Raw genomic sequence first — 19552 nt, 5'->3', positions numbered from 1 at the left:
GGGCTATATCGTCAGATGATCTTGCTGGACTGGATGCCATGACCGACACTGTTCTCGACCGTTTTCTCCGCTATGTCGTTATCGACACCCAATCCGATCCCGCCTCGTCGTCGCAGCCGACCACCGAAAAACAGAAGGATCTCGGCCGGATTCTGGTCGACGAACTGCTGGCGATCGGTCTTGCCGATGCGCATCTCGATGAACACGGCTATGTCTATGCGACCATTCCCGCAAATAGCGACAAGCCGGTGCCGGTCATCTGTTTCTGCTCGCATATGGATACGGCGCCCGATTTCACCGGCACGGGCGTCAAGCCGCAGATCGTCCGGAATTATGCCGGCGGCGATATCGAGCTTGCCGGTGACCCGAGCCGAGTGATCCGTGTCGCCGAGCATCCCGAGCTCAACAACCAGATCGGCAACGACATCGTCACGACGGACGGAACGACATTGCTCGGCGCCGACGACAAGGCCGGGCTGGCGGAAATCATGACCGCAGCCCGGATTCTCATCGACAATCCCGATATCCGGCACGGGACGATCAAGATCCTGTTCACGCCCGACGAGGAAGTCGGCCGCGGCGTCAACAAGGTCGATTTGAAGAAGCTCGGCGCCGACTTCGCCTATACGATGGACGGCGAGACCGCCGGCCACATCGAGGACGAGACCTTTTCGGCCGATGGTGTCGAGATCAGCATTTCAGGCGTGGCGATCCATCCGGGCTTTGCCAAGGACCGGATGGAGAACGCCATCAAGATCGCCGGCGCTATCATCGATCGGCTGCCGAAGGACGTGGCACCGGAGACCACCGAGGGCAAGCAGGGCTTCATTCATCCGGTCGGCGTGACCGGCTCGATGGAAAAGGCGTCGCTGAGCTTTATCATCCGCGATTTCACCGAGGAGGGGCTGGTTGAAAAGGAGGCCATGCTCGAAGCCATCGTCAAGGAGGTGATGGCTGCCTATCCCGGCTCGACCTCTCATTTCCAGGTGACGGAGCAGTATCGCAACATGAAGGCGGTGCTCGACAGGCACCCGGAGATCGTCGAAAACGCGCTTGAAGCCGTGCGCCGGGCCGGCATGACGCCGGTGCGCGGCAGCATCCGCGGCGGTACGGACGGCTCGCGCCTTTCTTTCATGGGGCTGCCCTGCCCGAACATCTTTGCCGGCGGCCATGCCTTCCACTCGCCGCTCGAATGGGTCAGCCGCCAGGACATGGAAAAGGCCGTCAACACTATCGTCGAGCTTGCGAGGGTCTGGGAAGAGCGCGCCTAGCGGCGCCTGAATCAGACGAAGCGCTCGATCAGCAGCCTGACGCAATTCTCAAGGGCAGATACTGTCGGTTCATCGCCGATCAGACCGTCCAGGCGGACGAGCCCGCCGCCTGGCAGGCCCTTTTTGAAGACCTCACGCGGATCACCGGCGTCCACTATCGCTTCCGCGAGGTTCTGGGGAACGGCGGGCTTAGCCGCCGTCTGTCGCAACACTTCCGCGTAGCATGACGCTGTCATAGGCGGGGCGCGGCGTGGGGATGGCGATCGGCATTCCCGGCTCGGGTGCGATCGAGGGTTCCGGCTGGGTCACCGGCGCCGTTATCCGCATCGGCGCCGTGCTCGCCGTGGCCATCGGATCGGGCGCCGGCAGAGGAACGGGAACGGCCGACGGGATCAGCGCCTCGAACTGCGGCGGCAGCATGCTTTCGCCGGGCACGTAATTCATTGCCACTTCGTAAGAGGGCAGCGGCGGCGGCGTTTCGAGCATGCCGTTGGAGTCGCGCTTCTCGTAGAAGGCATTGCCGCCGGCGACGGTCACATAATGCATGTTGTCGTAGGGGAATTTCAGCCCGTCGGTGTGGAAGAACATTGCTTCCTTCACCGCCGGATGGCGCGCGCCCTTCAACAGGATCGCATCGGCCGCAGTGGCAAGCTCCGGTTCGGCCTGCGGCTTGACCTCGCGTGTCATGACGCCGGGCGCAAACTGCTTCTCCTGGGCGACAACGCCGCAGATCGATGGCGGATAGGCGCCGGACGTCAGTCTGTTCATGACGACGGTGCCGACGGCCATATAGCCGTCTTCATCGGAATGTTGCGATTCGAAATACATCGCGCGCTTCAGGCAGTCGCGATCTTTTGCCGTATAATTGAAAGTGACTTTCGCCGATTGAACCTTGGTCTTGGCCGCCGTGGTCGCCGGCTTCGGTGTTGTGGTGCAGCCTGTAGCCGCCAGTCCTACGAATAAAATCCCGATCAGGGATTTTCCAAAGGAAATCTCCGCCCTCAACGCCAAGTGCCTCCTATTGGATTAGTCCAGCCCTTTATGATTAACGCGAAAAAACTTTTACTCGTCATATGACTGAAACACAAACAACCAGAGATCACAAATGCCAAAATCGACTCTCGCCAAAAGCGATTCGGGCGGCGAGTCTCAGACAAGCTGCTGCATAATCCTCAAAATTTAACGAATTATGCAGCAGCGCCAACTGCGGCAGCCGTCTTTTGCGCCCGTGATCGTCAGCTGCGAAACAGTTTCCAGCGAGTCGGCTTGAAAGCCACCCGGTGGCGATCGAGCCTGTCGGCCTCGCTCGGCGGCAGCTCGATTTCGATATGCGGGCGGTCATTGCCGATATCGAGTTCGATATGACGGGTGCCGGCTACCCGGCGGCTGGAGACCGGCTGGCCGGCAATGCAGTTTTCCGCCGATTCGCAGAGCCTGACGTCATGCGGGCGGAAGTAGAGCTGCGCCGGTCCATCGGGCTCACCCTCGGCATTGAGACCGAGCGAGCGGCCTTCGAAGCGGATGTCGCCGTCTGAAATATCGACCTGCAGGCAGTTCGACTGGCCGATGAAGCCGAAGACGAAGGGCGAGTTGGGATAGTCGTAGACCTCATCCGGCGTGCCGACCTGCTCGATCGCGCCCTGGCTCATGACGACGACGCGGTCGGCAAGCTCCAGCGCCTCGTCCTGGTCGTGGGTGACGAAGACGGTGGTGTGGCCGGTGCGGTCGTGGATCTCGCGCAGCCATTTGCGCAGGTCCTTGCGCACCTGGGCGTCGAGCGCGCCGAAGGGTTCATCAAGCAGCAGCACGTTCGGTTCGACCGCCATGGCGCGGGCAAGCGCGACGCGCTGACGCTGGCCGCCGGAAAGCTGTGCCGGATAACGCGCCTCGAGGCCGGAAAGCTGCACGAGGTCGAGCAGTTCCAGCGCCCGCCGGCGGATGTCGGCCTTGGCAGGACGGCGCGCGCCCTTTCTGACCCTCAACCCGAAGGAGACGTTGTCGAGCACCGTCATGTAGCGGAAGAGGGCATAATGCTGGAAGACGAAGCCGATATTGCGCTGCTGCACCGATTTCTTCGAGGCATCCTCGTCGCCGAAGAAGATCTGCCCCTCCGTCGGGCTTTCCAGGCCGGCGATCAGGCGCAGCAATGTCGTCTTGCCGGAACCCGAGGGGCCGAGCAGAGCGATCAGCTCGCCGGAGCGGATGTCGAGCGAGACATCGTGCAGCGCCGGAAAACGCTCGAATTCCTTGCGAATGTTTTGAACGCGTACTTCCATTGCAATTCCTTCAGTGCCGCCGGCTGGCGGAGATCTCGGCGCTGTAGCGCATTTCCAGCAGCGTCTTCAAAACCAGGGTGACGAGCGCCAGCAGGGCCAGAAGCGTGGCCACGGCGAAGGCGCCGGTAAAATTATACTCGTTATAGAGGATCTCGACCTGCAGCGGCATGGTGTTGGTCTGGCCGCGAATATGGCCCGAAACCACCGAGACGGCGCCGAACTCGCCCATGGCGCGGGCGTTGCACAGCAGCACGCCGTAGAGCAGGCCCCATTTGATGTTCGGCAGCGTCACGTACCAGAAGGTCTGCCAGCCGCTGGCGCCGAGCGAAAGCGCTGCCTCCTCGTCGGCCGTTCCCTGTTCCTGCATCAACGGGATCAGTTCGCGAGCGACGAAGGGGAAGGTGACGAACATAGTCGCAAGGATCAGCCCGGGCACGGCGAACAGGATCTTGATGTCGTTGGCGCTGAGCCAGTGGCCGAGCCAGGTATTGGCGCCGAAGAGAAGCACGAAGACCAGGCCGGAGATGACGGGGGAGACCGAGAAGGGCAGGTCGATCAGCGTCGTCAGGAAAGCCTTGCCCTTGAACTCGAATTTGGCGATCGCCCAGGCGGCGGTGATCCCGAAGACGAGGTTGAGCGGCACGCTGACGCCGGCGACGATCAGCGTCAGGCGGATCGCCGAGAGGGTCTCGGCATCCTGAAGCGCTTCGAGAAAGGGGCCGGCTCCCTTGCGGAAGGCTTCGACGAAGACGGCGGCAAGCGGCAGCAGCAGGATCAGCAGCAGGAAGACCAGCGACAGGATGACCAGGCTGTAGCGGGCGATCCTGTGTTCGGTTGTCACCGAACGCAGTTTGCGGGGTTGAACGGTCGTATCAAGCGCCATAACCGTATCTCCGCCTGCTCCAGCTCTGGATGAGGTTGATGACGAGCAGCATGCCGAAGGAGAGGATCAGCATGATCGCGGCAATGCCGGTCGCCGCCGCATAATTATATTCCTCGAGTTTGATGACGATCAGCAGCGGTGCGATCTCCGATTTGAACGGCAGGTTGCCGGCGATGAAGATGACCGAACCATATTCACCGACGCCACGGGCAAAGGCGAGCGCGAAGCCGGTGAGCACGGCCGGAGCCAGCCCCGGCAGCAGCACGCGGAAAATCGTCTGGAAGCGGTTGGCGCCGAGTGTCGCGGCGGCCTCCTCGACCTCTTTGTCGATCTCCTCCATGACCGGCTGCACGGTGCGCACGACGAAGGGCAGGCCGACGAAGATCAGCGCCACGACGATGCCGGCCGGCGTGAAGGCGATCTTGATGCCGAGCGGCGTCAGGAACTGACCGACCCAGCCATTCGGTGCGTAGAGCGTCGTCAGCGCGATGCCGGCAACGGCGGTCGGCAGTGCGAAGGGCAGATCGACCATCGCATCGATGATGCGCTTGCCCGGGAAGCGGTAGCGCACCAGCACCCAGGCGAGGATGATGCCGAAGACGGCATTGACGATCGCGGCGATGAAGGCGGTGCCGAAGCTGATGCGCAGCGCATTCAGCGTGCGCGGATCGAGCGCGATCGACCAGAATTTCTCCCAGCCGAGCGCGCTCGACCGGACGGCAAGGCCGGAGAGCGGAATGAGGATCAGAAGGGTGAGCCAGGTCAAGGTAAGGCCGAGCGCCATTCCGAAACCCGGAATGACGCTCGGCCGCCTGAACCGCCACCGCGTGGGGCTATGTGCTGTCATGAAATCTATTATTGGGCCGGCTTGTAGATTTGGTCAAATACACCGCCGTCGCCGAAGAATTTCGGCTGCGCTTCCTTCCAGCCGCCGAAGTCGTCGATGGTGGCAAGGGTCAGCTTCGGAAAGCGGGCAATGTCGGCCGGATCGGCGGCCTCGGGCTTGATCGGCCGGTAAAAGTGCTTGGCGGCGATCTTCTGGCCTTCGTCCGAATAGAGGTAGTTGAGATAGGCTTCGGCGACCTTGCGCGTGCCCTTCTTGTCGACATTGCCGTCGACGACGGCGACCGGCGGGTCGGCGCGGATGGAGAAGCTCGGCGTGACGATCTCGAACTGGTCGGGGCCGAGTTCTTCGAGCGAAAGATAGGCTTCGTTTTCCCAGGCGAGCAGGACGTCGCCGAGGCCGCGCTGAACGAAGGTGGTGGTGGCGCCGCGGGCGCCGGTGTCGAGGACCGGAACATGCTGCAGCAGTTTCGTCACGTAATCCTGCGCCTTGGCGTCATCGCCGCCATTGGCCTGCTTGGCCCATGCCCAGGCGGCGAGGAAGTTCCAGCGGGCGCCGCCCGAGGTCTTCGGGTTCGGCGTGATCACCTGCACGTCGTCCTTGACCAGGTCGGCCCAATCCTTGATGCCCTTCGGGTTGCCCTTGCGGACCAGGAAGACGATCGTCGAGGTGTAGGGCGTCGAATTGTTCGGGAATTTCGTCTTCCAGTCGGCGGGGATCTTGCCAGTCGCCTTGGCGATCGCATCGATGTCGCCTTCGAGCGCCAGGGTGACGACGTCGGCGTCGAGGCCGTCGATGACCGAACGGGCCTGGGCGCCGGAACCGCCGTGCGAGGCCTTGATCGTCACGGTTTCCCCGTTATCCTTCTGCCATTTGGCGGCAAAGGCGGCATTGAAGTCCTTGTACAATTCGCGGGTCGGATCATAGGAAACGTTGAGCAGCGCCTGATCCGCGAAAACAGGAGCGATGCTCCCGACGACGAAGCTACCTGCCATGACCGCGGCCGCGAGGAGCCGGGTGAACCGTTGTGTCTGCATTGGGACCCTCCTGTTTACTGTCTTAACTCTATCAAGTCAGTCGTATAATGAAACGAAAGGACTTTCCGTTTTTGCGGATCTCTTAGAATCTCATTCCATTTACGTGTCCATTTTGAAATGGACATGCCGAAGTTGGCCGCGGCCAATTCCTGGCTCGCCCCGGTCCGGCCACAGAACCGTGTTTTTTCTGCCACAGTTCCTCCGCAAGCGATGGAGGCGATGCCGATTTCTGCCCGGATTTTGCCGCCTTGACACTTGCGGATTCCTATATGGCGGCGGTGCGGTCGTATTTGCCGGCCGCTACGTGGGGGCATCCCTTGAAATGCGCCTCGCATTCCAAACCTGTTAGGGCCATTCAAAATGAATATCAGAACTATCCTTTTTGCCTCCGTTGCCGCCCTTGCCGCGGCCTCCGGAGCACGCGCAGCCGACGCCATCGTGGCGGCGGAACCCGAGCCCGTGGAATATGTTCGCGTTTGCGACGCCTACGGCACCGGTTATTTTTATATTCCGGGAACGGAAACATGCCTTTCGATCGGCGGTTACATCCGTACCGAAGTGCGCTTCGGTGATCATATTTCCGGCGATTCCGACGTGAACTTCTGGACGCGTGGTCAGGTCACCTTCCAGGCCAAGAACGACACCGAATACGGCACGCTGACCGGCGTCATGACCCTGCGCTACAATGCCGACAACGCCTCCGATCAGGAAGCACTGCTGGATGAAGGCTATATCGACATCGCCGGCTTCCGCGTCGGTAAGCTCTATAGCTGGTGGGATGACGACATGAGCGGCGAGACCGATACGCTCGCCAGCAACGAGACCACCCACAACTCGATCCGTTATCAGTACGAGAACGGCGCTTTCGCCGCCGGCCTCTCGGTCGACGAGCTGGAAGAGGACTATGCCACCAAGCCGGGCGAAGGCCCGAACAACTTCGGTGTCGCAGGCCAGGTTTCCTACAAGGCCGGCGCCATCAGCGCTTACCTGCTTGCCGGTTATGACACCGACACCAGCGAAGTCGCTGTTCGTGGTATCGTCTATGCCGATATCGGTCCCGGCACGCTCGGCATTGCCGGCGTCTGGGCAAGCGGCGCCAACTACTACTACGAAGAGTCCGAGTGGACGATCGCAGCAGAATACGCGCTGAAGATCAACGACAAGTGGTCGATCACCCCCGGCTTCCAGTACTTCGAAAACATCGCTCTCGAAGCTGACGGCAATGGCTTCACCGGCGGCAGCGCCTACACGACCGGTGTCACGATCGACTACCGGATCGTCGACGACCTGCGTTCGAAGCTCAGCGTGCAATATCACGATGAGGACGAAGGCGACGACGAAGTGTTCGGCTTCCTGCGCTTCCAGCGCGATTTCTAAGATCGTCTGATCGCAGACGAGCGGGCGCGGCCTTCGGGCCGCGCCTTTTTCATACCCGGGAATCGGCGATGAAATCGGAATAGAATTCGTCGGCCGTCCTTGCCTTGCGCATGGCGGCAAGCACGCCGTCCGATTGCAGCCGCCGCGCGATGGCGGACAGCACGTTCAGATATTCGCCGCGGTTGTTCTCCCCGAAAAGCAGCACCACCGCAATGTCGGCCGGGATATCGTCGATCGCCTCGAAATCCAGCGGCCGGGAAAAGCGGAAGAGCAGACCGCGCGGGCTGCTCATGCCGTCGATCGCCGCATGCGGAATGGCGATACCGTTGCCGATCCCGGTGGAGCCGAGTTTTTCGCGGGCTTCGAGCGCCTTCAGGATGATCGGCGCGTCGACGGAAAAGGCGATGGCCGCCTTGTCCGCAATGGTCTGCAACGCCCGCCATTTCGTCGGAGCCGACACGCCAATGAATGTGTGTTCCGGCCGGATGATGTTGGGAAGGTTCATGTCATTCTCGATATGGTCGGCTCGAAGGTCGGCAACGGGGAGGGGGATGTCAGTCCGGTTCTCTGAGCCGGTAGCCGACGCCGGTCTCGGTGGTTATATAGTACGGCTGATCCGGAATTTTCTCGATTTTTTGCCTTATTTGCCTGATGTAGACGCGCAGATATTGCACGTCGGCCGCCGGCCCCCATACCTGCTTCAAGAGAAACTGGTGGGTCAGCACCTTGCCCGCATGCTGGGCGAGCACGCGCAGGATGTCGTATTCCTTCGGCGACAGTTTGAGTTCCTCGCCGTCGACCTTGACGATGCGCTTGACAAGGTCGATCGACAGCCCGCCGGCCTGGAAGATCGCCTTTTCCCCCTGCTGCTGCAGCCGGTGGCGCAACGCCACGCGGATGCGGGCGCCGAGTTCGTTGATGCCGAAGGGCTTGGTGACGTAATCGTCGGCGCCGCTTTCCAGCGCCTTGACGATGCCGGCCTCGTCGGTGCGGCTGGAGAGGATGACGACAGGCATGGAAAGCCCGCCGTCGCGCCACTCCTGCAGGAGGTCATGGCCCGGCGTGTCGGGCAGGCCAAGATCGAGCACGACGAGGTCGGGCATGTCGTCGGCGACCGACTGGCGGGCGCTTTCAGCGTTCGGCACTTCCTGCACTTCGTAGCCCTGCGCGGTCAGGCCGACGCGGAGCAGCTTGCGGATCGGCGGTTCGTCGTCGACGACGAGGATTTTGACGGCTGAACCGGTCATTTGAGGTCGTCCAGTTTCGGAATGTCGTTGGGTTTCGGCAGCCGGATGGTAAAGACGGCGCCCGGGCGGCCTCTGCGGTTGCCGGCCGCGATCGTGCCGCCCATCGCCTCGATGAAGCCGCGGCAGATGGACAGGCCAAGTCCGGTGCCGGCGCGCACCTGATCGCCCTTGCGCACCCGGTAGAAAGTGTCGAAGACGCGGGCGAGGTCGGCCGGCGGGATGCCGGGGCCTTCGTCGGAAACCTGCACGACGACATTGTCGGCATCGGCCCAGCCTTCGATTTGGATCACCGATCCCTCCGGAGCGTATTTGGCGGCATTGTCGAGCAGGTTGAAGATCACCTGCTCGAACAGCACCGGATCGACCCGCACCATCGGCAGTTCGGCCGGAATGCTCATCTCGGTCTTGTGGTGTTCGAGGATCTTTGCGGCGCGGGCGAGCGCCGTGCCGACGATATCGCCGGCATAGTGCAGTGCGGAGTTCGGCTCCATCGCGCCGGATTCGATCTTGGTCATGTCGAGCAGATTGGCGATGAAGCGGTTGAGGCGCTCGGATTCATCGACGACCGTGGACAGCAGGTCGGTGCGATCCTCCTCCGGCATCGAGGCGAAATAGTCGCGTAACGTGCCGGCGGCGCCGAGGATGGCGGCAAGCGGTGTCTTCAGATCATGCGAGATCGAGGTGAGCAGGGCCGAGCGCAGCCGGTCGGCTTCGGCCGCAAGCCTTGCCCGGTCGACATCGGCGACGAGCTGGACGCGTTCGATGGCAAGGGCCGCCTGGTCAGCCAGCGCGTCGAGCAGCCGTTGCTGCTCGGGCGTCAGCAGCGGCCCGTCGCGGCGGTCGCTGTCGAGGCCGATGACGCCGACGGCGGCGCGCCCGGTTCTGAGCGGCACGTAGAGACGCTTGGCGCCGGGCAGGGTGTCGGCGCCGCGGCCGGCGGCGTGATTGTGCTCCCAGGCCCAGCGGGCGGCGGCGATATCGGCCTCGTCGAGCGTGTCGTCGGGCGGATAACCGGCTTTCACGGCGATGCTGCCTTCCTCGGGCAGCAGCAGCACGACGCGGACCTTCAGCATCGAGGCGAGCTGGAAGGCGGTCGCCCAGAGCACGTCGTCGAGCGTGCCGGTGCCGGCGAGCTTCTTGGAGAAGAGGTATAGGTCTTCGGTCGTGCGCGCCCGCTGCCGGGCGGCGGCGGCCTGGCGCTGCACGGTGGCGGTCAGATTGCTGGCGATGATGGCGACGCCGAGGAAGAAGAAGAAGGCGAGCACGCTTTCCGGATCGCTGATCGTCAGCGTGTAGCGCGGCGGCAGGAAGAAGAAGTTGAAGGACAGCGCGCCGAGAATGCAGCTGTAGAGTGCCGGCCGCAGCCCGTGCAGCACGGCGGAGGTCAACACCGCCATCAGGAAGACCAGCGCCAGGTTGCGCACGTCGAGCACCTGGTCGAGCACGATGCTGACGCCGAGTGCGATGGCGACATAGACGGTCGCCAGCAGATAGGCTCTGAAATCCAGCTGCGGCGCGGTGGCGGCGGCCTTGATGCCGCGCGCGGTGGTGCCGTCCTTCTCGTTGCCCGATATGACGTGGACGCTGATCTCGCCGGTCTTGCGGATCAGCTCGTCGGTAATCGAGCGGCCCCACCAGTCACGCCATGTCGGCTTTTTCGGTGCGCCGATGACGATGTGGGTGACATTGTTGGCGGTGGCATGGCGGACGAGCTCCTCGGCCACCTCGCGCCCGGGAAGGGTGATCGCCTCGCCGCCGAGCTGTTCGGCAAGCCGCAGCGTCGATGCGATCGTATCACGCTCGGCTTCGGCGAGGTTGATCGAGCGGCTGGTCTCGATATAGACGGCCGCCCAGGGCGCGCGCAGGCGCGAGGCCATGCGGGCGGCGTAGCGCACCAGCGAGGCCGAGCGCGGGTGATGATCGACCGAGACGAGGACGCGTTCGCCCGCCGCCCAGGGACCGGAGATGGCATGCGCGTGCATATGGGTCAGCAACTGGTCGTCGACGCGCTGGGCGGTTTTGCGCAGCGCCAGCTCCCTGAGCGCCGTCAGATTGCCCGGGGTGAAATAATTGGTCAGCGCCCGCTCGGCCGTGCGCGGCATATAGACCTTGCCGTCATGCAGCCGCTTGATCAGATCGTCCGGCGTCAGATCGATGATCTCGACATCGTCGGCCAGGTCGATGATCGAATCCGGCACCGTCTCGCGTACGCGGATGCGGGTGATCTGCGAGACGACGTCGTTCAGGCTTTCCACATGCTGGATGTTCAGCGTCGTATAGACGTCGATGCCGCGATCGAGCAATTCCTTGACGTCGAGGTAACGTTTCGGATGACGGCTGCCCTCGGCATTGGTATGGGCGAGCTCGTCGACGAGCACGAGATCCGGCCGACGAGCGAGGATGCCGTCAAGGTCCATCTCTTCGAGCACCCGGCCCTTATAGTCGATTTCGACGCGTGGGATGATCTCGAAGCCGGCGACCAGCGCCTCGGTCTCCTTGCGGCCATGGGTCTCGACGACGCCGATGACGACATCGAGGCCGTCAGCGATCTTGGCGCGGCCGGAGATCAGCATTTCATAGGTCTTGCCGACGCCGGGGGCGGCGCCGAGGAAGATCTTCAGACGGCCGCGCGTTTCCGCCCGGGCTTTTTCGAGAAGCGCGTCCGGCGAGGGCCTGCCGGCCTGGTCGCGATTGTCGTCTGGCATGCGTCTGGTCTTTCTGCGAATGGCTGTACTGGAGGGCGTTACGTCTCTCCATCTCAATTGAGCCGGAGGCCGGCATTGTTTCATTCAGTTGGCGAAGCGCGTTTCCGAGATCAGCGATAACGCTGCGAATGGCTCGGTCCATCCCCCACCCTCCGTCATGCTCGGCCTTGAGCCGAGCATCCACACGGCACCCACCAGCAGCCGCGGCATGGATCCTCGGGTCAGGCCCGAGGATGACGGAGAGTAGGGTTGGCTTTCGTGCCAAACTCTCCGCGGCGTACACGGCAGACCGCGTCGGCCGCTTTATCAAGCCGTCCGTCGTTCGCCTAAACTCACTCAGTCATAGAAGCATCAAGCCTCTGATTCAACGCCAGAACATTGACGGTGGGTTCGCCGAGAAGGCCGAGTTCGCGGGCCTGGACGGCGCCGTCGACCAGCGCCTTGATCTTGGCCTCGTCCAGGCCTCGTGCCTTGGCGACCCGGGGCACCTGGAAGTGGGCGGCGTCGGGTGAGATGTCAGGATCGAGGCCGCTGCCCGAGGCGGTGACGAGGTCGGCGGGCACCCCGGCGGTCGGGTTTGCCGCCTTGGCGGCCTCGTAGTCGCCCTTGACGCGGTCGATCAGCTTCTGGCTGGTCGGGCCGAGGTTGGAGCCGCTGGAGGCGGCCGCATTGTAGCCGTCGCCAGCGGCCGACGGACGGCCGTGGAAATACTTGTCTGCGGTGAAGGCCTGGCCGATCAGCGTCGAGCCGATCACCTGACCATTCTTCTCGACCAGGCTGCCATTCGCCTGGGCGGGGAAGAGGGCCTGGGCGGCCCCGGTCATGGCGAGGGGGTAGAGAAGGCCTGTTATGGCGGTGGTGGCGACGATCATGACGATCGCCGGGCGAAATTCTCTAAACATTGTTCTTAACTCCTTTAAGCAAGGCCGAGGGCGGCGACGGCCATGTCGATCGCCTTGATGCCGATGAAGGGCACCAGGATGCCGCCGAGGCCGTAGACCAGCAAGTTGCGCGACAGCAGTGCGCCGGCGCCGATCGGGCGGTAGCGCACGCCCTTTAGGGACAACGGGATCAACGCGATGATGATCAACGCGTTGAAGATGATCGCCGAGAGGATGGCGCTTTGCGGCGTCGAAAGCCCCATGACATTGAGCACGCCGAGCTGCGGATAGAAGGTCAGGAACATCGCCGGGATGATGGCGAAATACTTGGCGATGTCGTTGGCGATCGAGAAGGTCGTCAGCGCGCCGCGCGTCATCAGAAGCTGCTTGCCGATCTCGACGATCTCGATGAGCTTGGTCGGGTCCGAGTCGAGATCGACCATGTTGCCGGCCTCGCGGGCGGCGACCGTGCCGGTGTTCATGGCGACGCCGACATCGGCCTGGGCGAGAGCCGGCGCATCGTTGGTGCCGTCGCCGCACATGGCGACGAGCTTGCCCTTGGCCTGCTCCTCGCGCATCAGCGCCAGTTTCATCTCCGGCGTCGCCTGGGCGAGGAAGTCGTCGACGCCGGCCTCGGCGGCGATGGCGGCCGCCGTCAGCGGGTTGTCGCCGGTGATCATCACGGTGCGGATGCCCATGCGGCGTAGCTCCGCGAAGCGTTCGCGGATGCCGCCCTTGACGATGTCCTTCAGCTGGATGATGCCGAGCAGCCGGCCGTCACGGGCGACGGCGAGCGGCGTGCCGCCTGATTTGGCGACCTCGTCGGCGATCGATTGCAGTTCTCGCACGACCTCGCTGCGGTTTTTCGAGGGGGCGTCGCTGTTGACATAGGTCAGCACGGTATCGACCGCGCCCTTGCGGATCGAGGCGCCTTCGAGATCGACGCCGCTCATGCGAGTCTGGGCGGTGAAGGGCACGAAGGTCGCCTTGAGGGTCGCCATGTCGCGGCCGCGGATCGCATATTTCTCCTTGGCGAGCACGACGATTGAACGGCCTTCCGGCGTTTCGTCGGCGAGCGAGGCAAGCTGGGCGGCATCGGCGAGTTCCTGTTCGGAAACGCCGCGCACCGGGCGAAAGCTCGTCGCCTGGCGATTGCCGAGCGTGATCGTGCCGGTTTTGTCGAGCAGCAGCGTGTCGACGTCGCCGGCGGCCTCGACCGCGCGGCCGGACATGGCGAGCACGTTGAAGCGGACGAGACGGTCCATGCCGGCAATGCCGATCGCCGACAGCAGCGCGCCGATCGTGGTCGGGATCAGGGTGACGAACAGGGCGACGAGAATGATGATCGGGATCGAGCCGCCGGCATAGATGGCAAAGCTCGGGATGGTCGCGGTGGCGAGCACGAAGATCAGCGTCATGCCGGCAAGCAGGATATTGAGCGCGATCTCGTTCGGGGTCTTCTGGCGCTGCGCGCCCTCGACCAGTGAAATCATCCGGTCGAGGAAGGTGGAGCCGGCCGCCGCGGTGATGCGGACGCGGATCCAGTCGGACAGCACCTGGGTGCCGCCGGTCACTGCTGAGCGGTCGCCACCGGATTCGCGGATGACGGGGGCGGATTCGCCCGTGATCGCCGCTTCGTTGACGGAGGCCACACCTTCGATGACCTCGCCGTCCGAGGGGATGATGTCGCCGGCTTCGACGAGCACGATATCGCCGACCTTGAGGCTGGTGCCGGGCACCATGCGGTAATCGTTGCCGTTGTTGCCGGTGAGCAGCTTGGCCTGGGTTTCGGTGCGCGCCTTGCGCAATGAATCCGCCTGCGCCTTGCCGCGACCTTCGGCGACCGCTTCGGCGAAATTGGCAAACAGCACGGTGAACCAGAGCCAGAGATTGATCTGGAAGGAGAAGCCGAGATTGCCGTTGCCGGCGACGAGATCGCGCAGGAAGAGCACGGTGGTGAGCAGCGAGACCGTGGCCACGACGAACATAACAGGGTTTCGGGCGAGTGCGCGCGGATCGAGCTTCTTAAAGGCGGCGCCCGCCGCCGGAATGAGGATGCGAGAATCGATGATGCTCGCGGATTTTGCCTGGCTCATAAGAGACTCCAGCTTGAACGAGGATGGCGAAGGACCCCGGCGATGCAGGGTCGGGCAACGCCTCAGAAGGTTTGTCCGGCAATCTCGACCAGGTGTTCGACGACGGGGCCGAGCGCCAGCGCCGGGAAGAAGGTCAGGCCGCCGACGATCAGGATCGTGCCGACGAGCAGACCGACGAAGAGCGGACCGTCGGTGGGGAAAGTGCCCGCCGAGGCCGGCACCGTCTTCTTGGCGATTAGAGAGCCGGCGATGGCGAGCGCCGGGATGATGACCAAGAAGCGGCCGGCGAGCATGCCGATGCCGAGCGTCACATTGTACCAGGGCGTATTGCCGGTCAGGCCGCCGAAGGCCGAGCCGTTGTTGGCCGCAGCCGAGGTATAGGCATAGAGGATTTCGGAGAAACCGTGCGGGCCGGCGGTGCCGACCGAGGCGACGGCGGAAGGCAGCACGGTGGCGATCGCGGTGAAGACGAGCATGGCGAGCGGCAGGCAGAGAATGGCGAGGACGGCCATCTTCATTTCCTTCGCCTCGATCTTCTTGCCGAGATATTCCGGCGTGCGGCCGACCATCAAGCCGGCGACGAAGACGGCGACGATGATGAACAGCAGGATGCCGTAGAAGCCCGCGCCGACACCGCCGACGATGATTTCGCCGAGCTGCATGTTGATCAGCGGAATGAGGCCGCCAAGCGCGGTGAACGAGCCGTGCATGGCGTTGACCGCGCCGCAGGAGGCAGCCGTGGTGATGACGGCAAACAGCGAGGAGAGGGCGACGCCGAAGCGGACTTCCTTGCCCTCCATATTGCCGCCCTGAAGGCCGAAGGCGTGCATCAGCGGATTGCCGGCGGCTTCGGCCCAATAAGTCACGATGACGCCGGCGAGGAACAGTGCGCCCATCGTGGCGAGGATCGCCCACCCCTGGCGCTGATTGCCGACCATGCGGCCGAAGACGTTGGTCAGTGCTGCGCCGATGGCGAAGATCGACACCATCTGGATGAGGTTGGAGATCGCATCGGGGTTTTCGAACGGATGGGCGGAATTGGCGTTGAAGAAGCCGCCGCCATTGGTGCCGAGCATCTTGATGGCGAGCTGCGAAGCGACCGGGCCGACGGCGATCGTCTGCTGCGCGCCTTCGAGCGTCGTCGCATTGACGTAAGGCCCAAGCGTCTGGGGCACGCCGAGATAGACGTAGACCAGGGTCAGCACGATAGAGATCGGCAGCAGCACGTAGAAGGTTGCTCTCGTCATATCGACCCAGAAGTTGCCGATGGCCTTGCCCGAAGCGCGCGAGAAGGCGCGGATGAAGGCGAGCGCGATCGCGATGCCGGTCGCGGCGGAGACGAAGTTCTGGACGGTGAAGCCGGCCATCTGGGTGAGATAGGACATGGTGCTTTCGCCGCCGTAGTTCTGCCAGTTCGTATTGGTGACGAAGCTGACGGCGGTGTTGAAGGAAAGCTCCGGCGGGACGGCCGCCATGCCGGCCGGATTATAGGGAAGCCCGGCCTGCAGCCGCTGCAGAGCGTAAAGCACGATGACGCCGAGAAGATTGAACATCAGCATGGCGAAGGCATAGGAGGTCCAATGCTGCTCCTCGCCTTCGCTGGTGCCGGCGACGCGGTAAAGCCCCCGTTCGATCGGAACGAGGACCGGCGACAGAAACGTGCGCTCGCCACTGAAGACACGCGTCATATAGCCGCCGAGCGGTTTGACGAGTGCAAGAACGATCCCGCAAAAAAGCAGGATCTGAAGCCATCCGTTGAGGGTCATGGAGGTAACTTTCAATGCCGGCTGCTTCCCGGCCGCGCATCCGCGACCTCAGAAGCGCCGGTTCTTTTCAGAAGCGTTCTGGGCGAAGCAGAGCGTAGGTGAGGTAGACGGTGAGAAACACGGTCACGGCACCGCTCAAGACATAGTCGAGGGTCATCGTCGGTTCTCCGTCAAAGCCTGTCGCAGGCTCTGGTGTAGGCAAGGCACAGCGCGAAAAATAAGATCGCGGTGCCGAGTAGAAGGATATCCATCATGATCGTGACTCCTGTTGTTCTTTGTTGGAGTCAGACAAGACAAAGGGCGCCATTCGCTTGGAAAGGCCGCCTTTCATGCTTTCTGGCGTGGAGATGACCGTTCGATCTCTCGGGCGGGAATATGGAGCCGGAGGGCATAAAGGTTCGAGACGGCCGAAGGACCAACAATATAAAAATCTTATAAATGCCTTTCAGGGCGTGCCTAAAGCGCGTTGCGACCGTTCGGACGTGCTTTCAGCGCTTCAGCGCTTTGTTTGACGCATGTCGTTACCGCGAAACCGACGTGCTCTAAGGATCGACTCGAAACCGGTATTGTCCTTCGGCGCTGCGGCCGTCCATCGAGAGGACGCGCCAGTCGACGGTGTAGAGGCCGGGCGCCATGGCAGGATCGAGCGGAATCTTGAAGATCGATCCCTCGGGGCCGGAGAGAAACGGCTTGCCCGTGGGAAGCGCCGTACCCTGAGCATCCAACAGGACGGCCGTCGAACGGGCAAGGTCGACCGGGCCGGTGAAGGTGAGTTCGACGTTGGCCGGCGCCAGCCTTACTTCTTGCTGCTGCGGCGGAAGCGAGGCTTGTTCCAGAGCCGCAGAGGCTTCACTTGCGGTGAAGAGAAGGGAGACGAACAGACAGAATGACGCGATCGACTTCATGATGGTCTTCCTTATCGTGTCGACCCGCATGTGCCCGGAGCCGTCATGCTTCCGTGACGCCATGCCGACGCATTATTAATAACGCTGTGGGGGAGGATTTCGATCCCTAGTTTTTGCGATAACGCGCACCGGCCGCGGCCGGGGGCCTTTGGGCAGAGCGGTGATCAGGTCCACAAGCCGCTGCCAGAATTGCCGGATTGACCTTGATATCGTCGGGCCGCTCTTCATCTCTTTGCCTGTCCTGATTGCGGGGATCTGAGACCCTGGGGATCTCGAACTGAGACCCCGGGGATCTCGAACTGAGAATGTACTCCCCGTCGGCCTCGGCTGAAATCATACAGAGGTCTTGGAAGGTGAATCTTTCGGATTATAGAAAATGGGCATTTCATCGCATGTTGAGCAAAAGCTTGGATAGTGCGATTGAATTGCCGCCGCTTGCGGTCTTATAGTCCGTATCGACGGCACCCGCTGAATCGCGGGCAAAAGGGAAGGAAACTGATCATGACCAAAGTCCGTGCGCTGGTGCTGGAGCGCCAGCATGAACTTGCGCTTCGCGATATCGATCTGCCGCTGGAGACAGGACCGGGGCAGGTCAAGATCAGGATTAATACCGTCGGCGTCTGCGGTTCGGACGTGCATTATTATACCCACGGCAAGATCGGTCCCTTCGTCGTCAACGCGCCGATGGTGCTCGGCCATGAGGCGGCCGGCACCGTGGTCGAGGTTGGCGCCGGCGTCACGCATCTGAAAGCCGGCGACCGCGTCTGCATGGAGCCCGGCATTCCCGATCCGAACTCCAAGGCAAGCCGGCTCGGCATGTATAATATCGATCCTGCCGTCACATTCTGGGCGACGCCGCCGGTCCATGGCGTGTTGACGCCCGAAGTCGTGCATCCCGCCAACTATACGTTCAAGCTGCCCGACAATGTCAGCTTTGCCGAAGGCGCCATGGTCGAGCCCTTCGCCGTCGGCATGCAGGCGGCGAGCAAGGCAAAGATTGCGCCTGGTGATACCGCGATCGTGCTTGGCGCCGGGCCGATCGGCACGATGGTGGCGATCGCGGCGCTGGCCGGCGGCTGCGCCCGGGCGATCGTCGCCGATCTCGCTCAGCCGAAGCTCGATATCGCCGCGCAATACCAGGGTGTCATCCCGGTCAATATCCGCGAGAAGAACCTGATCGAGGAAGTCGCCCGATTGACGGACGGCTGGGGTGCGGATGTGGTTTTCGAATGCTCCGGTTCGCCAAAAGCCTGGGAGACGATCATGGCGCTGCCGCGCCCGGGCGGCGTCATCGTCGCCGTCGGCCTGCCGGTCAATCCTGTCGGTTTCGACGTCTCGACGGCCACCACCAAGGAGATCCGCATCGAAACGGTGTTCCGTTATGCCCATCAATATGAGCGCTCGATCGCGCTGCTCGCCTCGGGACGCGTCGACCTGAAGCCGCTGATATCGGAGACCTTCACATTCGAGGATTCGATCAAGGCCTTCGATCGTGCCGTCGAAGCCCGGCCGAGCGACGTCAAGCTGCAGATCGTCATGGAATAGGGCACGCCACGTCTGGAGCATGATGCCAAAAAGTGTGAGCGGTTTTCGGACGACATCATGCTCTAACTCTTTAGTTTAGAACAGGATTCAGATTTTAGGCCGACCGGCCTAAAATCATCCTGTTCTAGGAGTGGCCCGCACTTGGTCTCATTTTGCGAAAGGCAAAAGCGGCGGCTGCAATGACAGCCGCGGCTCCGGCAGCAATCAGCAGATGGCGGTGAAGGGGAAGATGGCCCAATAGCTGCTGGATGCCGTGCCCGAAGAGGTAGCCGAGCGCCGTAAAGAGCTGCCCCCATGCCAGTGCGGCCACGGCATTGAGGACGACAAACTTGCCGGTCGGTATTCGCGTGGTCCCGATGACGACAGGGCTGATCGTCCGCAATCCCACCAGGAAACGAAACGCAAGAATGAATCCGGTCGGATATTTTTCGAGAAGCTGGGTGACGCGGGCGAGCGCCGGCTTCTCCATCAGCCGGCGGACGAAGCTCCATCGGGCGGCGTAACGGCCGGCGAAGAACCAGAACTGGTCGCCGACGAAGGATCCCGCAACGGCCGCGGATGCCGCCGCCCAATAGCTCAGCAGCCCGCGATGGGCAACGACGCCGCCGAGGAAGGCGGCCGTTTCGCCTTCGATGGCCGCACCCAGGAAGATCGCCAGCAGGCCGTAATTCTCGATCAGCAGTTCAATAGACATGACGGCTCGCCCCACCTGTTCCCGA

The 19552-nt window shown here is 62.7% G+C and carries 18 protein-coding genes; 3 read left to right on the top strand and 15 right to left on the bottom strand.

What is annotated here, in order from left to right:
• Positions 1-38: 38 nt before the first annotated feature.
• Positions 39-1271 (top strand): peptidase T, encoded by a 1233-nt coding sequence (gene pepT / locus EFD56_RS08315; RefSeq protein WP_126905053.1) that lies wholly within the window; start codon positions 39-41, stop codon positions 1269-1271.
• Positions 1272-1282: 11 nt separating this feature from the next.
• Here the strand turns inward: pepT and EFD56_RS32565 are convergent, their stop codons facing one another.
• The 6 genes from EFD56_RS32565 to EFD56_RS08290 form a co-directional block, all read right to left on the bottom strand.
• The gene (locus tag EFD56_RS32565) at positions 1283-1426 is read right to left on the bottom strand and encodes a hypothetical protein (protein ID WP_159458875.1); all 144 of its coding nucleotides are present in this window, start codon (positions 1424-1426) and stop codon (positions 1283-1285) included.
• A 34-nt stretch (positions 1427-1460) separates the two neighbouring features.
• Entirely contained in the window at positions 1461-2276 is an 816-nt protein-coding gene (locus tag EFD56_RS08310) for a cell wall hydrolase (RefSeq protein ID WP_126905052.1), read from the bottom strand.
• 230 nt (positions 2277-2506) lie between these two features.
• Entirely contained in the window at positions 2507-3547 is a 1041-nt protein-coding gene (locus EFD56_RS08305; protein ID WP_012490580.1) for a sulfate/molybdate ABC transporter ATP-binding protein, read from the bottom strand.
• Positions 3548-3557: 10 nt separating this feature from the next.
• Positions 3558-4430 carry a sulfate ABC transporter permease subunit CysW gene (cysW, locus tag EFD56_RS08300; protein WP_126905051.1) on the bottom strand — a complete coding sequence of 291 codons (873 nt, stop codon included), beginning with the start codon at positions 4428-4430 and terminating at the stop codon, positions 3558-3560.
• The gene (cysT, locus tag EFD56_RS08295) at positions 4420-5277 is read right to left on the bottom strand and encodes a sulfate ABC transporter permease subunit CysT (RefSeq protein WP_037144529.1); all 858 of its coding nucleotides are present in this window, start codon (positions 5275-5277) and stop codon (positions 4420-4422) included. Before cysT ends, cysW begins: the two co-directional genes overlap by 11 nt.
• Before the next feature lie 8 nt (positions 5278-5285).
• Positions 5286-6311 carry a sulfate ABC transporter substrate-binding protein gene (locus EFD56_RS08290; protein ID WP_037144531.1) on the bottom strand — a complete coding sequence of 342 codons (1026 nt, stop codon included), beginning with the start codon at positions 6309-6311 and terminating at the stop codon, positions 5286-5288.
• A 360-nt stretch (positions 6312-6671) separates the two neighbouring features.
• Between EFD56_RS08290 and EFD56_RS08285 the strand changes: the two genes are divergently transcribed.
• Positions 6672-7688: a porin gene (locus tag EFD56_RS08285; protein ID WP_004675437.1), complete on the top strand. Its 1017-nt coding sequence runs from the start codon at positions 6672-6674 to the stop codon at positions 7686-7688.
• Positions 7689-7737: 49 nt separating this feature from the next.
• On the opposite strand, the gene EFD56_RS08280 is transcribed toward EFD56_RS08285, so the two are convergent.
• The 8 genes from EFD56_RS08280 to EFD56_RS08240 all read right to left on the bottom strand — a co-directional run bounded on the left by EFD56_RS08280 (position 7738) and on the right by EFD56_RS08240 (position 17288).
• Complete coding sequence (locus EFD56_RS08280; protein ID WP_064829319.1) at positions 7738-8193, bottom strand: PTS sugar transporter subunit IIA; 456 nt, start codon at positions 8191-8193, stop codon at positions 7738-7740.
• Between the two features lie 49 nt (positions 8194-8242).
• Positions 8243-8935, bottom strand: a complete 693-nt coding sequence (locus tag EFD56_RS08275; protein ID WP_085744071.1) for a response regulator transcription factor — start codon at positions 8933-8935, stop codon at positions 8243-8245.
• A complete protein-coding gene (locus tag EFD56_RS08270; protein WP_126905050.1) occupies positions 8932-11640 on the bottom strand; it encodes a sensor histidine kinase in 2709 nt (902 codons plus the stop codon). The genes EFD56_RS08275 and EFD56_RS08270 overlap by 4 nt, the downstream gene beginning before the upstream one ends.
• Positions 11641-11972: 332 nt before the next feature.
• On the bottom strand, positions 11973-12542 hold the full coding sequence (gene kdpC, locus EFD56_RS08265) for a potassium-transporting ATPase subunit KdpC (RefSeq protein WP_085744073.1): 570 nt from the start codon (positions 12540-12542) through the stop codon (positions 11973-11975).
• Between the two features lie 14 nt (positions 12543-12556).
• On the bottom strand, positions 12557-14617 hold the full coding sequence (gene kdpB / locus EFD56_RS08260; RefSeq protein WP_126905049.1) for a potassium-transporting ATPase subunit KdpB: 2061 nt from the start codon (positions 14615-14617) through the stop codon (positions 12557-12559).
• Positions 14618-14679: 62 nt separating this feature from the next.
• Positions 14680-16383: a potassium-transporting ATPase subunit KdpA gene (gene kdpA, locus EFD56_RS08255; RefSeq protein WP_085744075.1), complete on the bottom strand. Its 1704-nt coding sequence runs from the start codon at positions 16381-16383 to the stop codon at positions 14680-14682.
• A 67-nt stretch (positions 16384-16450) separates the two neighbouring features.
• A complete protein-coding gene (locus EFD56_RS08250; protein WP_003547774.1) occupies positions 16451-16540 on the bottom strand; it encodes a K(+)-transporting ATPase subunit F in 90 nt (29 codons plus the stop codon).
• A 385-nt stretch (positions 16541-16925) separates the two neighbouring features.
• Complete coding sequence (locus EFD56_RS08240; protein WP_012490591.1) at positions 16926-17288, bottom strand: copper resistance CopC family protein; 363 nt, start codon at positions 17286-17288, stop codon at positions 16926-16928.
• Between the two features lie 501 nt (positions 17289-17789).
• Between EFD56_RS08240 and EFD56_RS08235 the strand changes: the two genes are divergently transcribed.
• Positions 17790-18833, top strand: coding sequence for an NAD(P)-dependent alcohol dehydrogenase (locus EFD56_RS08235; protein WP_126905048.1), 1044 nt, complete (start codon positions 17790-17792; stop codon positions 18831-18833).
• A 124-nt stretch (positions 18834-18957) separates the two neighbouring features.
• Here EFD56_RS08235 and EFD56_RS08230 read toward each other — a convergent pair whose 3' ends face one another.
• Positions 18958-19527, bottom strand: a complete 570-nt coding sequence (locus tag EFD56_RS08230) for a DedA family protein (protein WP_010008404.1) — start codon at positions 19525-19527, stop codon at positions 18958-18960.
• Positions 19528-19552: the final 25 nt, after the last annotated feature.

It is taken from the genome of Rhizobium phaseoli, assembly GCF_003985125.1.
GTDB classification, from domain to species: Bacteria; Pseudomonadota; Alphaproteobacteria; order Rhizobiales; family Rhizobiaceae; genus Rhizobium; species Rhizobium phaseoli.
Note: the sequence above shows the minus strand (reverse complement) of the source record. Positions and strands in the feature narration are given on the sequence as shown.

What these genes read in the sequence shown, in the direction of transcription:
- EFD56_RS08280 (WP_064829319.1), bottom strand. Translation starts at nt 8,193, where the DNA reads ATGAACCTTCCCAACATCATCCGGCCGGAACACACATTCATTGGCGTG.
- kdpC (WP_085744073.1), bottom strand. Translation starts at nt 12,542, where the DNA reads ATGTTTAGAGAATTTCGCCCGGCGATCGTCATGATCGTCGCCACCACC.
- cysW (WP_126905051.1), bottom strand. Translation starts at nt 4,430, where the DNA reads ATGGCGCTTGATACGACCGTTCAACCCCGCAAACTGCGTTCGGTGACA.
- EFD56_RS08285 (WP_004675437.1), top strand. Translation starts at nt 6,672, where the DNA reads ATGAATATCAGAACTATCCTTTTTGCCTCCGTTGCCGCCCTTGCCGCG.
- EFD56_RS08230 (WP_010008404.1), bottom strand. Translation starts at nt 19,527, where the DNA reads ATGTCTATTGAACTGCTGATCGAGAATTACGGCCTGCTGGCGATCTTC.
- EFD56_RS08290 (WP_037144531.1), bottom strand. Translation starts at nt 6,311, where the DNA reads ATGCAGACACAACGGTTCACCCGGCTCCTCGCGGCCGCGGTCATGGCA.
- cysT (WP_037144529.1), bottom strand. Translation starts at nt 5,277, where the DNA reads ATGACAGCACATAGCCCCACGCGGTGGCGGTTCAGGCGGCCGAGCGTC.
- EFD56_RS08305 (WP_012490580.1), bottom strand. Translation starts at nt 3,547, where the DNA reads ATGGAAGTACGCGTTCAAAACATTCGCAAGGAATTCGAGCGTTTTCCG.
- kdpB (WP_126905049.1), bottom strand. Translation starts at nt 14,617, where the DNA reads ATGAGCCAGGCAAAATCCGCGAGCATCATCGATTCTCGCATCCTCATT.
- EFD56_RS08250 (WP_003547774.1), bottom strand. Translation starts at nt 16,540, where the DNA reads ATGACCCTCGACTATGTCTTGAGCGGTGCCGTGACCGTGTTTCTCACC.
- pepT (WP_126905053.1), top strand. Translation starts at nt 39, where the DNA reads ATGACCGACACTGTTCTCGACCGTTTTCTCCGCTATGTCGTTATCGAC.
- EFD56_RS08270 (WP_126905050.1), bottom strand. Translation starts at nt 11,640, where the DNA reads ATGCCAGACGACAATCGCGACCAGGCCGGCAGGCCCTCGCCGGACGCG.
- EFD56_RS08240 (WP_012490591.1), bottom strand. Translation starts at nt 17,288, where the DNA reads ATGAAGTCGATCGCGTCATTCTGTCTGTTCGTCTCCCTTCTCTTCACC.
- kdpA (WP_085744075.1), bottom strand. Translation starts at nt 16,383, where the DNA reads ATGACCCTCAACGGATGGCTTCAGATCCTGCTTTTTTGCGGGATCGTT.
- EFD56_RS08235 (WP_126905048.1), top strand. Translation starts at nt 17,790, where the DNA reads ATGACCAAAGTCCGTGCGCTGGTGCTGGAGCGCCAGCATGAACTTGCG.
- EFD56_RS08275 (WP_085744071.1), bottom strand. Translation starts at nt 8,935, where the DNA reads ATGACCGGTTCAGCCGTCAAAATCCTCGTCGTCGACGACGAACCGCCG.